At 58.2% G+C, this 12,235-nt stretch carries 11 protein-coding genes; 5 read left to right on the top strand and 6 right to left on the bottom strand.

Translation table 11 applies throughout. From position 1 onward, the window contains the following. Positions 1 to 66: 66 nt before the first annotated feature. The 3 genes from purK to BST95_RS10425 form a co-directional block, all read right to left on the bottom strand. Positions 67 to 1,149, bottom strand: a complete 1,083-nt coding sequence (gene purK, locus BST95_RS10435; RefSeq protein ID WP_084199301.1) for a 5-(carboxyamino)imidazole ribonucleotide synthase — start codon at positions 1,147 to 1,149, stop codon at positions 67 to 69. Positions 1,150 to 1,164: 15 nt separating this feature from the next. Next, on the bottom strand, positions 1,165 to 1,668 hold the full coding sequence (gene purE / locus BST95_RS10430; RefSeq protein WP_084199299.1) for a 5-(carboxyamino)imidazole ribonucleotide mutase: 504 nt from the start codon (positions 1,666 to 1,668) through the stop codon (positions 1,165 to 1,167). 87 nt (positions 1,669 to 1,755) lie between these two features. After that, positions 1,756 to 2,859, bottom strand: coding sequence for a zinc-binding dehydrogenase (locus tag BST95_RS10425; RefSeq protein WP_084199297.1), 1,104 nt, complete (start codon positions 2,857 to 2,859; stop codon positions 1,756 to 1,758). 82 nt (positions 2,860 to 2,941) lie between these two features. Here BST95_RS10425 and BST95_RS21510 point away from each other — a divergent pair, with 82 nt between their 5' ends. The 3 genes from BST95_RS21510 to BST95_RS10410 all read left to right on the top strand — a co-directional run bounded on the left by BST95_RS21510 (position 2,942) and on the right by BST95_RS10410 (position 5,652). Further along, positions 2,942 to 4,171 carry a peptidylprolyl isomerase gene (locus BST95_RS21510; protein ID WP_229801642.1) on the top strand — a complete coding sequence of 410 codons (1,230 nt, stop codon included), beginning with the start codon at positions 2,942 to 2,944 and terminating at the stop codon, positions 4,169 to 4,171. 7 nt (positions 4,172 to 4,178) lie between these two features. Beyond that, the gene (locus BST95_RS10415; protein WP_229801643.1) at positions 4,179 to 5,027 is read left to right on the top strand and encodes a CvfB family protein; all 849 of its coding nucleotides are present in this window, start codon (positions 4,179 to 4,181) and stop codon (positions 5,025 to 5,027) included. Between the two features lie 124 nt (positions 5,028 to 5,151). Further along, complete coding sequence (locus tag BST95_RS10410) at positions 5,152 to 5,652, top strand: GGDEF domain-containing protein (protein WP_084199293.1); 501 nt, start codon at positions 5,152 to 5,154, stop codon at positions 5,650 to 5,652. 16 nt (positions 5,653 to 5,668) lie between these two features. Here the strand turns inward: BST95_RS10410 and BST95_RS10405 are convergent, their stop codons facing one another. Further along, a complete protein-coding gene (locus tag BST95_RS10405) occupies positions 5,669 to 6,826 on the bottom strand; it encodes a serine hydrolase domain-containing protein (protein ID WP_169843911.1) in 1,158 nt (385 codons plus the stop codon). A 173-nt stretch (positions 6,827 to 6,999) separates the two neighbouring features. Between BST95_RS10405 and BST95_RS10400 the strand changes: the two genes are divergently transcribed. Continuing rightward, the gene (locus BST95_RS10400) at positions 7,000 to 7,881 is read left to right on the top strand and encodes an alpha/beta hydrolase (protein WP_084199289.1); all 882 of its coding nucleotides are present in this window, start codon (positions 7,000 to 7,002) and stop codon (positions 7,879 to 7,881) included. 16 nt (positions 7,882 to 7,897) lie between these two features. Here BST95_RS10400 and BST95_RS10395 read toward each other — a convergent pair whose 3' ends face one another. Then, complete coding sequence (locus tag BST95_RS10395) at positions 7,898 to 9,754, bottom strand: propionyl-CoA synthetase (RefSeq protein WP_084199287.1); 1,857 nt, start codon at positions 9,752 to 9,754, stop codon at positions 7,898 to 7,900. A 151-nt stretch (positions 9,755 to 9,905) separates the two neighbouring features. Between BST95_RS10395 and BST95_RS10390 the strand changes: the two genes are divergently transcribed. Beyond that, positions 9,906 to 10,670 (top strand): DUF2189 domain-containing protein, encoded by a 765-nt coding sequence (locus BST95_RS10390; protein WP_084199285.1) that lies wholly within the window; start codon positions 9,906 to 9,908, stop codon positions 10,668 to 10,670. 54 nt (positions 10,671 to 10,724) lie between these two features. Here BST95_RS10390 and BST95_RS10385 read toward each other — a convergent pair whose 3' ends face one another. Continuing rightward, positions 10,725 to 12,167, bottom strand: a complete 1,443-nt coding sequence (locus tag BST95_RS10385) for a coniferyl aldehyde dehydrogenase (protein WP_084199283.1) — start codon at positions 12,165 to 12,167, stop codon at positions 10,725 to 10,727. Between the last annotated feature and the right edge of the window lie 68 nt (positions 12,168 to 12,235).

Here is a 12,235-nt window from a genome sequence, read left to right as displayed (position 1 = left end):
AGGGCAATTTGGACAATGCTCAGAAAATTAAGATGCACTGCACTGACGCGGCGCATCCAGACAAGGCTAGCGCAGTGAGCGCAGCTCTTCGCAAACCCAGTCGAGTACTTCGCCATAGTTGTCGGCCAGGTGCCCCCGGAGGTTTTCCAGCGAGGCCAGCAGGCTATCGACACTGGCATCATTGATATTGATGTGGCCGACCTTGCGCCCGGGCCGCACTTCCTTATTGTACCAATGCAATTGCGTGTCGGCGTAAGCCAGCCAGGCTTCGTCGTACGCCACACCGATCAGGTTGATCATCACCGAGTGATTGCGCACAATAGGACTTGGCAATGGCAATTCGGTAATGGCGCGCAAATGCATCTCGAATTGGCTGATGCTCGCACCCGCCTGGGTCCAGTGGCCACTGTTGTGAACGCGCGGTGCAAGCTCGTTCACGATGAGCTTGTCTCCAATGCGGAAACACTCCATGGCCATCACGCCCACGTATTCAAGCTCGTTGAGAATGGCCCCCAACATGTCCTCAGCCTGGGACTGCAAGTGCACCAGTCGCTGCAGGGGCGAGATCGATGCCATCAATATGCCATTCACGTGCAGATTACGGGTCAAGGGATAAAACACCAGCTCACCCTGCGCGGTGCGCGCACCGACCAGTGAGACTTCCTCGTCGAAGGGACACTTTTCTTCAGCGATCGACGTTTGCTGCCATTCTGACGGCAGGCTGTCGCCATCGGCCTGTTTCAACCACAGCTGGCCGCGGCCATCGTAGCCGCCGGAGCGACGCTTGAGGAGAACAGTATCACCGAGCTGTTCATAGCACTGCGCTGCCGTGGTATCCGCCTCAACGTTCAGCCACTTGGCCGTGGCAACGCCGAGGGCATCGATGAGTTCTTTCTGGGTTTTGCGATCGGCCGTGCGGCCAAAGACCGTATTATTGCGGAAGTTGGGGTGCGCCTGCAGAGCTTTGCCAGAAGGAGTTTCAGGCCATAATTCACGCTCGGCAGTAATAACCCCTGTCGCGCTTAACTCAGGCGCAGCCAATGCCGGGTCATCGACGTTGACCGGGTGTACGTTGATGCCAAGTGGCGTACCCGCGTACTGCATCATGCGTCCCAATTGACCAGAGCCAATCACCCATACATCTTTCATCGTGACGCCGCCTTCTTACTGCTCGCGAGGGTCTGGATTGTCGAGCACCACCTGGGTTTGCTCGGCGCGGAAGCTGTTGAGACGCTCAGCAATGGCGCTGTCGTGCAAAGCTAGCATCTGGCTGGCGAGAAGCCCCGCATTGAACGCACCGGCGCCGCCGATGGCCAGGGTGCCCACGGCCACGCCGCGCGGCATCTGTACAATCGATAACAGGCTGTCATTGCCCGACAATGCCTTACTCTGCACAGGCACGCCCAGTACAGGCAGGGGCGTCATGGCAGCGATCATGCCGGGCAGATGCGCGGCGCCACCGGCGCCGGCGATGATGACATCAAAGCCCTCGTCCTGGGCGCTCTTGGCAAACGACATCAGCTTGTCCGGCGTACGGTGCGCCGAAACCACCTCGACGTGGTAGGCCACGCCGAGTTTGTCCATGATTTCCGCGGCTTCGGCCATGGTCGGCCAATCGCTCTTGGAACCCATTACCACAGCCACCTTGGGTTGGCTTATCGCTGTCATTTTCCGTCCTTGCTCACGCGCAGATTATGCGAAAAAGCGGGCGATTATAAACCCACAGGCCGAGGAAACAAAGCGCCTGAGCCGGCCTCAGGGGGTCACCAGATACTTCTCACCCGTCTTCATCTGGCTGTATTCCAACACCGCTTCCCGGGTCAGCATCTCTTCCAGGTTCACCTTGCGCTTATAGCTGCTGGCAAAGGTGGTAGTCAGGCCCTCAAGCACGCGCTGGCGCATGCGCAGCACCGTTTCCATACCCGCCTGCTGGAGGAACGGCGTGAGCAGCCAACCGGATAGCGTCCAGCCGAATCCATAGGCAGGCGTCAAAATGGTGGGCCCCAGATCGAGGCGACCATAGATAAACATCTTCTTGGCCTGATCGGAGCCGTAGCGCGAATACTCGCTCATGTTACGAGCCGCAACCTGCTCCATGGCCCGGAAACAGGTATCTGTCATCTGACCGCCACCAATTGGATCGAAACCAAAATAGGCATCGGTTTCTTCAATGGCAGCACACAGCTGGCTGAAGAAATCCTCATCGGCAGAATTAACCACGTGGGTAGCGCCCATGTCACGCAGCATGTCGGCCTGCTCGGACTTGCGCACGATGTTGACCAGGGCAATATCGTCTTCCTGGCAGATCTTCAGCAACATCTGGCCGAGATTGGAAGCCGCCGCCGTGTGAATAATCGCGTTCTGGCCCGCCGCGCGGGCGGTTTCTACAAAACCCAGGGCCGTCATGGGGTTTACAAACGCCGAAGCGCCCTGCTCTGAGCTGAGCTCACCCAGGGGCAGGCTTAGCATCGCATCGGCAATACAGTACTCTGAATAGGCCGTACCGGGCACACAGGCGACTCGCTGGCCAATGAGCGATTGGGCGTATTCGTCATCGCCCGCGGCAACGACTTCACCGGCCCCCTCATTACCCACTGGCAGACGCATACCGTGGCGCGCCTTCTGACCGCTGTAAAAAGGTTCTGGCATATCGGCCACGAACCTGCCGGGCGAGTACTCGGCACCGGCGAGATCGGCGGGGCCGGTAAGGACGGCCAGATCAGAGGGGTTAATCGGAGCCGCCTCCATCTTCACCAGAATCTGGCTTCCCTTGGGTTCAGGCAGCTCCGTCTGAGCGACCTCGACAGTAAGCTTGCCCTCTGCGAGGGTACTGATAATTTGCGCGGTGGTAGTTGTCATTGTGTTCTCCAAAGCTCTGGTTGCCGGGGGACGTTAACACGCTCACAATACGCGTTCTATCCCAAAACGGAATTCGTTGCCTGTGTCTCTTCGCCATACCCTCCTGGCCGCCCTCGTCTGTCTGTGCCTCAGCGGCTGTTTTCAGACTCAACTCAACGGCGGCGTCGGCAATGCCGAGCTGAGCATTGCCCCCCTGCGCTTCCCTGGTAACGTGCAGGCTACAGCCACCTCCTGGAACGCGGCGACCCTGCGCGAGCAATGGGGCGAGGAAACCTGGGCGAACGTCAGCGATTTTGCCAAGCTGCTGTCTGTTGGCGTCGCTCAGCCCGCGCTGGAAAACATCGACCCCGACACGCTCTACCTCGTCACGGCGGCCGGCGGGGTCGACTACGACCCACAGCTGCAACAGCAAGGGTTGAGCGAAAGCCCGGAGGCCGTACAGGGCAGCTGGCACGCGATTGTCTCCGGCGAGCGTATTCTGGAAGGCAACCTCAAGGTTTCCGCCCTCACCCACGCCCTGTACCTGCAAGTACGCAATGCCGGATTTGATGCGCTGCAATCCGAAGAAATTCTCACCCAACTGGATGCAGCGGCGACGCTGGTCGTGGGTGATGTCGACCAGAATGGCACGATCGACTACAGCGACGTACTGCGTTTTCACCGCAACCTGGACACCGATAAATTTCACGGCGACCTGGCTGGCCTGGACGCGCTGGCCAACGGTATTCGTGCCGGTCAGCCGGAAGACACCCTGGCAACACATGCCGCGGCGCTGTTTGATCGCACCCAGGTGTCGCTGGTCTTCGATACCGGAACGGTGGCATTGGAAACATTGAACTGGGAAGCCCCCATCACCGCGGCAAATTTCCTGCACTACGTGAACACCGGCTTTTACGACCAGACCCTGGTCCACCGGGCCATTAACAATTTCATGATCCAGATGGGCTGGATCGCCTATCTGGGCCTGGACGTATTAGACCGTGTGCAATGGGAAGCCAAGGAACCGGGCCCTGCCATTCTCAACGAAGCGAGCAACGGGCTCTCCAACACACGCGGCACCCTGGCCATGGCGCGCACCAGCGACCCGAACAGCGCCACCAGCCAGTTTTTCATTAATCAGGTGGACAATACCTTCCTCGACTATGGATCTGCCAATAATCCGGATGGCTATGCGGTGTTCGCCCGGGTGATCAGCGGCATGGCAGTAGTGGACGGCATTGCCGGCGAGCGCACAACCTCGGTGAATGGCATCGGCCGTGACGTGCCTGCGCGTGGGGTCATTCTTGAATCAGCCACCGTCACCGCCCCGTGAGGTTACTGTGAACAACAAGACACTGAATATCGGTCGTTACAATGTGCTCGAGGTCCTGGAGACCGGCGAGCATGGCGTGATTCTAGACGGTCTGGACGCGGACCGCCTGTTGCTGTCACGTCGCCAGAGTCCCGCTGGCCTGGCGCCGGGCGACTCGCTTGAAGTGTTTGTGTTTCTCGATTCATTGGGCGACCCGGTCCCCACCACCCGCAAGCCCGCTGCCCAGGTGGGAGAAATTGCCTGGCTGGAAATCGTCGAGGCCAATCATCTCGGGGCATTCGCTGATTGGGGCATGAGTAAGGACCTGTTTATCCCCTTTGCGGAACAACCCAGCAAACTGTCTAAGGGGCGCCACGCACTCGTTTATCTCTATTTGGACAACGAGGGCCGTCTGGCAGGCTCCAACCGCATTGATCACTGGGTTGAGGATGAAGCCCGTGAATTCAAGACTGGCCAGGCGGTCAGCATCATGATCGCCGACAAGACCGAAATGGGTTTCAAAGCCATTATTGAGCACCAGTTCTGGGGTTTGCTCTACGCCAACGAACTTTATCAACGGGTGCGCAAGGGGCAGGTTTTAAACGCGTATATCAAGCGGGTGCGCCCTGACGGCCGGATCGATCTCACCTTGAGCCAGCCCGGTTTCAGCCAGGGCAAAATGGCCGGCGTCGGCGAACAGATCATGGCCGCGCTGCAGGCGAATGATGGCTTTCTCGCGCTGAGCGACAAGAGCCCGCCACAGGACATTTACGCGACGTTTAAAGTCAGTAAGAAAGTATTCAAACAGGCGCTGGGCGGTCTCTACAAACAGCGCAAGATCGTATTTGAGGACGGCGGCACCCGCCTGGTTGAATAACGACGCTGCTGCAGTTACCAGGCAACAGCCGAGTAGAATTCTGGGGGCGAAGCGTCTACTTTAAGGAGTGATGACAGGACCCGTTCAGACATTCCAGAAACCATAGGCCGCGAATCGCAACCCCATGTCTCGTTCACACTTCAGACTTCACCCGTTTCTGCTGACGGGTCACTGCCTCGAGCACAGAGTCAATGCTGAAATAAGCCGTGCGCTGCGCTGTGATACCACACTCTGTATCTCACTGTTTGCCGTAGATGAGTGGGCACAACTCGATAACACCTATGGCCAGGGCTGTGCTAACAGCGTGGTCGCCGACATAGCCGCGCTACTCGCCGAGGATTTGCGCACGGAGGATGTTGCCAGCTATCGCGGAGATGGCACCTTTCTGGCCGTCCTGCCGGATTCGGATGAGGAAAGCGGTGAGATTCAGGCAGAGCGGTTTCGCGAAGTTGTCGAAGCGACACGCTTCAGTTATGACGACGCCACCTTACGCATTACGATCTCCGCCGGGGTTGCCCAGTGGGTGAGCGAAGAAGCGATCGAGGAAGATATAGAGCGCGCCCAGAGCGCGCTCAGCAGTGCCTCAGAGAAAGGCAATAACCAGGTGTCGCTCGCTGGCGACTAACCCTGGTTGGGGTCAATTATTGCTCGGCTCGAGCGCGGTCAACCTCTGCCGCGATCATCTCTATGATCTCACCGTCCACCAGTTCCCTGACCGGGCCAGAGGTACCCAGCGCATAGGTATCGACCGCCACAAAGCCACCAATACCGCGCTCAATGTCGACCCAGGCGGTGTGGCCAAACAGGCCGGGATCTGTGAACAGTGTGGGTTCCGAACCATCTTCGGGCACTGAGATAAACCAGCCCATGCCATAGGGCGTGCCGAATTCGCCGCCACGATCTTCACGCATAAAAGCGGTAGCGCCGGGTGCCAGCACCTGGTTGCCGCCACACATGCCGTCATTGAGATGCAGCATCAGCATTTTCGCGTAATCGTCGAGGTCACTGATCGCCCCGCCTTCAATATTGGGATTGTCCTTGCCCTGCAGGCTGTCGGGGTTGCCGTCGAAGCTTTCAAAGTTACTCCACGGATTGCCGAACTGCATAACCTCCAACTCACAGGGCTGGGCAATATAGGCATCGAAGGCCTGCGACCAACTGGAGTTGGTCGCAATCTCTGCCACAGCGCCTGCCAGTTGCCACTGGCTGCCACCATAATTGTATTCCGTGCCGGCAGGTACGATACCCGGGACATCGGTTACATAGAGTGTCTCGGCACAGGCCTGCAGTGTTCCTTCAGGGAAGAACTGGCAGGCAAGCGGCCAGTAAGTCACGGTGTCTGCCAGAATATCCGTAAGGCCCACCATGCCCGAGGTGTTACTGAGCAGCTGCTCCGTCGTACGATCGGCGAACAGGCCATCCCAGGGCAGATATTGACCAATGGGATCCGACACAGAGAAGTTCAGGCTTTCATCGCCATCGATGGCCATGAGCAGCGTTACGGCGGGCACTTTACTACCGGAAGCCAGCTGGGTGACGAGGTCCTCAGTGTGATCACCGAAAGCCTGTTTGTGGATAACGCCCCACTGGGCGTCTACCAGAATGTAGGAAACGCCATCAAAATCTGCAGCCTCATCCACGAACTGCTGCATACGTTCATCCACTGCGGCAAAGTCAAACGCCGGCTGCACTGGTTCAGGCGGCGGTACTGGCGGTCTGTCACTGGAATCTGAATCGGAACAGGCAGCCGTTACCAGCGCCAGCAGGCTGAGCAAAAAAAGACGATTGAGGCGTAGCACCCTGGATCTCCTTATTATAATTGTTGTCGCGCTTTGCATTTGAGCAGAACGAGTTTTCCTACGCAAGACATTGTGCCACGGATCAGCGCTCGCGCGCGCGATATGAACAATAAACCAGTAGACAGAACCAGACAGCGCTCCCAGAATAACCTCGCCACCCACAGGAGATAACAATGAAAGCAATGCCCTGGCTTATCAGTTCATTGGCATATCTGGTCGCACTGTCAGTGACGGCTGCAGACGACCCCACCCCCAATCCCGAGTTCCCGCCCGCCATCGTCGAGCTGGCCATTGAAAGCGACGGCAACCGCCTGCCAGGCCATATTTATCTGGCCAACGGCCCCGGACCGCACCCCACGGTGCTGATGCTGCATGGCTTCCCAGGCAACGAAAAAAATCTCGATATCGCCCAGGAGCTTCGCCGGCAGGGCTTTAACACCCTGTTCTTTCACTATCGCGGTGCCTGGGGTGCTGAGGGCGACTACTCCATTCTGACCCTCGATGACGACACCGCTGCCGTTGTCGACTATTTGCGGCAACCGCAACAGGCCAGCGCGTTGCGGGTAGATCCGGGCAAGATCTCGCTATTAGGCCACTCCCTTGGCGGCTACACCGCGCTTGCCGCGGGCAGTCAGATCGAAGACTTGCGCTGTGTAGGGGCCATGGCACCGGCAAACCCCGGGCTCTGGCAACTCGGCATGGCCGTAGAAGACGATAACGCCCTGCGCCTGACCGCCTACGCTGACAGCCTGTTCATGCTCAATAACTTTGGCGGAGCACAGTTGCTCGAGCAACTGCGTGGAGCGCCCCTGCAGGCGCTGGATACCCGTGCCTTTGGCCCAGGCCTGAAAAACAAATCAGTGTTATTCGTCGTGGGAGAGCAAGATGATGTCACACCGGCGCAAAGCATGACACTGCCGGTGATTGAGGCCTACCAGAAACTGCCTGGTTTCAAAGTAGAGTCGCACCTGATTCCCGGTGACCACTCTTTCTCAGAGAACCGCCTGCAGCTCACCGGTCTGCTTCTCAAGTGGCTGCAGCGGGATTGTCGCTAGACGCTTTCGCCACGAGTCAGGCTGCATAGCCCAGTGTCCGCAGTGCCTCGGTGATCTCGTCGAGAATGACGGGATCATCGATGGTAGCGGGCATTTTCCAGGGCTCGCCATCGGCGATGCTGCGCATGGTACCGCGCAGGATTTTACCCGAGCGGGTCTTGGGCAGGCGCTCGACGACCGTACACAATTTGAAAGCGGCCACGGGGCCAATTTTATCGCGCACCAACTGCAGACTTTCCCTCACCACATCAGCGGTAGCGCGCTCTGCGCCTGCATTAAGCACCAGTAATCCCAGGGGTAACTGTCCCTTCATAGGGTCGGCAACCCCTACCACCGCGCACTCGGCCACATCCGGATGCTCCGCCAGCACCTCTTCCATCGCGCCTGTTGACAGCCGATGCCCGGCAACATTGATCACATCGTCGGTACGCGCCATAACAAACACATAGCCGTTGGCGTCGATATAGCCAGCATCACCGGTTTCATAATAGCCCGGATAGCGCGCGAAGTACGCACTTTGGTAACGCTCTTCAGCCTGCCAGAGTGTTGTGAACGTACCCGGAGGCAGCGGCGACTTGACGACCAGCGCGCCTATTTCGCCTGCGGAAACCTGCTCGCCATTGCCATCCAGTACCTGCACGTAATAGCCAGGCACTGGCCTTGCGGGCGATCCCGGCACTATGGGCAGCGCTTCAATGCCCAGGCAGTTGGCACAAATCGGCCAACCGGTTTCAGTCTGCCACCAATGGTCGATAACGGGCACCTTAAGTTGCTGCTGCGCCCAGGCCAGGGTGCTCGGATCACAGCGTTCGCCGGCCAGAAACAGCGAGCGCAGACTCGACACATTGTATTGCTGGAGATATTTGCCGGCCGGGTCCTCTTTCTTGATGGCGCGAAAGGCTGTAGGTGCCGTGAATAGCACCTTGACCTGATAGTCTTCGATGACGCGCCAGAAAGCTCCAGGATCCGGGGTACCTACCGGCTTACCTTCGTAGATCACCGTGGCGCAGCCGCTAAACAACGGCCCGTACACAATATAGGAATGGCCCACCACCCATCCCACATCCGAAGCAGCCCAGTACACGTCGCCGGGCTCGACGTCGTAAATGGCTTTCATGCTCCATTTCAGGGCGACGATAGAGCCGCCCGTATCGCGCACAACCCCTTTGGGCTGCCCTGTCGTGCCTGACGTGTAAAGAACGTACAAGGGATCGTTCGCTGCCACCGGTGTGCAGGGTACGGCTCTCGCGTCTGCCATTGCCTGCGTCCAGTCCACATCACGGCCGGCGATCAACTCGGCCGGCTGCATCGGCCGCTGCAAAATAACGCAGTTATCTGGCTTGTGCTGGGCAAGCTCGATGGCAGCGTCGAGCAGCGGTTTGTAGGCCACGATGCGATTGGGTTCGACGCCACAGGAGGCGGACACAATCAGTTTTGGCGTAGCATCGTCAATGCGCACTGCCAGTTCATTGCTGGCGAAACCGCCAAAAACGACAGAGTGAACCGCCCCCAACCGGGCACAGGCCAGCATGGCAATCAGCGCCTCGGGCACCATAGGCATATACACGATAACCCTGTCACCACGGCCTACACCGTGGTCGGCCAGCACGCCGGCAAAGCGCGCCACTTGATCCAGTAACTGCGTGTAAGTGTAACGGCGGCAGGTATCGGTCACCGGGCTATCGTAGATCAGGGCCGTCTGCTCGCCCCTGCCCTCGGCCACATGCACATCCAGGGCGTTGTAACAGGCGTTGGTCTGACCATCGGGAAACCAGCGATAAAACGGCGGCTCGCTATCATCCAGCACCTGTTGCGGCGTCTTGAACCAATGGACCGCTTGTGCGGCCTCACGCCACCTGTCCAGATTATCCATGTTGTCACTCCCGGGGTTGATACGCGCAGACCGCCTATCTTCATCTGCTGGCTTATTACCATTCGACCATAGTGGAAGCAAGCGACAGGCGCTTTCGTTCTAGCGGAGTACGGGCCGACATCTATAATTCTCAGGAGAGGGAGGAACCGCCATGAGCCGCGTTCATGAATCTGCCGAGATGTTCCCTGTACATCACGTACCCGCTACTCGTCCCTTCGTGTGGCTGATGGAGGGCTGGGATTCTCTTATCCACAGCTGGCCCGCCAGCCTCGCCCACGGCGCTCTCGTTGCCATGCTGGGCAGCCTGATTCTCGCCTACGAACAACACCCTTTATACATCGCAGCGGCGATCTGCGCATTTCTCGTTATCGGCCCGGTGATTACCGCGGGCATTTGCGAGTTAAGCCGCTGCAGGGATCACGGCGAGCCCTGCGATTTCAGTGGCTCACTGGCGCCACTCTCACGCAATCGCGCCAGCCTGATGATGTTTGCCCAGGTGCTGGTATTTGTATCGCTGGGAGGCTTCGCACTTGCCGCGCTGTTTCTTTATAACGGCACGGGACAGATTGCGCCTGCCATCGAGACGACTGTCTGGGGCGACGTGGCACGCCATCTCACGCCGTTGCAAACAACCACCTATACCGCGACCTTTATAGTGCTTGCTACCGGCGTCTTTCTGCTTTCAGTGGTCAGCGTACCTATGATTATCGATCGCCATGTCGACGCCGGTACCGCTATGCGCATGAGCCTGAAAGTGGCACTGCGGGACTTCCCCGCCATGCTGGTCTGGGCAGGGCTAATCATTGCCCTGGTAGCCTTTGGCTTCGGCACTCGTCTGCTGGGTATGGTGTTCGTTGTGCCCCTGCTCGGGCACGCTACCTGGTTTGCCTACCGCGATATTGTCAGCGAGGCCTGAAACGAAAAAAGCCCGCTCATGGAGCGGGCTTTGCAAATCACTACATCGGTCTGGTCAGCCTTTGAATTTCATCAGGAAGTCGAACACCCGGGTGGCGAACTTGCCATAGGGTGGGCGCAGGTACTGCATCGCAGAGAAACCCGCCTGATAGAACACTGGGCGCATCTTGGAGAACGTCTCGAAGCCCTCGCGTCCGTGGTAGTGCCCCATACCACTGGGCCCGACTCCACCGAAGGGAATGTCATGCTGGGCAACATGGAACAGGGCATCGTTGACGGTCACACCGCCAGACATCACCCGTTCGATGTACATGTCCTGCAGTTTGCGATCGTTGGTAAAGGGATACAGGGCCAGCGGACGGTCGTGGCTGTTCACGTAGTCCACGACCTCCTGATGTTCCTTGTACGTCATCACCATCAACAGCGGTCCAAAGGTCTCCCGGTTGCGGATGGTCATGTCCGGCGTGGTATCCATGACGGCCGTCATCGGGAACTTGCGCGTGGCAGGGTTAGCCGGCTGGTCACCGCACAAATTGACGATGGTCGCGCCTTTTTCACGGGCGTCTTCCAGCGTATCCGTGATGCGCGCCATGGCGCGATCATCAATCAGTGAGGTGTAGTCGGTGTGTTCGATATCCGGGCAATGTTTGGCGGCATAAGCGCTGGCCAACTTCACGAATTCATCGCGCTGACTTTCGTGCACGAAAACGTAGTCTACGTTGGTGCAGATCTGGCCCGCATTGAACTGCTTCACGAACATGATCCGGCCGACCGCCTTTTCAAGGTCGTAATCACGGTCGATAACCGCAGGCGCCTTGCCGCCCAGTTCCAAGACCACCGGCGTCAGGTTTTGCGCCGCCGAAGCCATGACGGACTTACCTGTCTGCCCGGATCCGGTGAAGATAATCAGGTCGAAGGAAATCTTAGAGAACTCGATCCCCACGCCGCCGGTTTCCTCAAAAAAGCGCAGCTTTTCAAGGGGAAAGTACCTGGGCGAAATATCCATCAGCAGGCGCGTCAGGTGAATGCTGTTTTCGGACATTTTGACCATGGCGCGGTTGCCGGCAGCAAATGCCGCGGCCAGGGGCATAAAACTCAGGTTAATTGGAAAATTCCAGGGCACGATCATGCCAACCACGCCCAACGGCTGGGGAATCACGCGGTTTTTGCCACCGGGAAACATCTGCAGGTCCACGTGGCGTTTCTGGACCTTCATCCACTTTTTGAGGTGTTTGACGACATCCTGGATACCGTCGGTCACTGAAATGATCTCGGCAAACTGGGATTCATGGCGGGAGCGATTACCGTAGTCAGAGCTGATGGCGGCAATAATCGCCTCTGCGTTCTCGGAAATCATGCGCTTGAGGTTTTGCAGGTCTTGCTTGCGCTCGTCGTAACTGGGATTGGGGGCATCCAGGTAATGTTGGCGCTGGAGGTCAAAATGCTCGCGCAGCATCGCAGCGGTGGGGTTGTCGATATTCTCTTGTGCGGCAGTCATGATTACACCTTGTTGTTCTGCTCAATAATTGGCCAGTTTAGTCGATCTAGGACCAGAACGGCTACTGG

Source organism: Halioglobus japonicus (assembly GCF_001983995.1).
Taxonomy (GTDB): domain Bacteria; phylum Pseudomonadota; class Gammaproteobacteria; order Pseudomonadales; family Halieaceae; genus Halioglobus; species Halioglobus japonicus.
Note: the sequence above shows the minus strand (reverse complement) of the source record. Positions and strands in the feature narration are given on the sequence as shown.

Excerpts from the sequence above, each read along its gene's own strand:
- purK (WP_084199301.1), bottom strand. The coding sequence starts at position 1,149 with ATGAAAGATGTATGGGTGATTGGCTCTGGTCAATTGGGACGCATGATG.
- purE (WP_084199299.1), bottom strand. The coding sequence starts at position 1,668 with ATGACAGCGATAAGCCAACCCAAGGTGGCTGTGGTAATGGGTTCCAAG.
- BST95_RS10425 (WP_084199297.1), bottom strand. The coding sequence starts at position 2,859 with ATGACAACTACCACCGCGCAAATTATCAGTACCCTCGCAGAGGGCAAG.
- BST95_RS10410 (WP_084199293.1), top strand. The coding sequence starts at position 5,152 with ATGTCTCGTTCACACTTCAGACTTCACCCGTTTCTGCTGACGGGTCAC.
- BST95_RS10400 (WP_084199289.1), top strand. The coding sequence starts at position 7,000 with ATGAAAGCAATGCCCTGGCTTATCAGTTCATTGGCATATCTGGTCGCA.
- BST95_RS10395 (WP_084199287.1), bottom strand. The coding sequence starts at position 9,754 with ATGGATAATCTGGACAGGTGGCGTGAGGCCGCACAAGCGGTCCATTGG.
- BST95_RS10390 (WP_084199285.1), top strand. The coding sequence starts at position 9,906 with ATGAGCCGCGTTCATGAATCTGCCGAGATGTTCCCTGTACATCACGTA.
- BST95_RS10385 (WP_084199283.1), bottom strand. The coding sequence starts at position 12,167 with ATGACTGCCGCACAAGAGAATATCGACAACCCCACCGCTGCGATGCTG.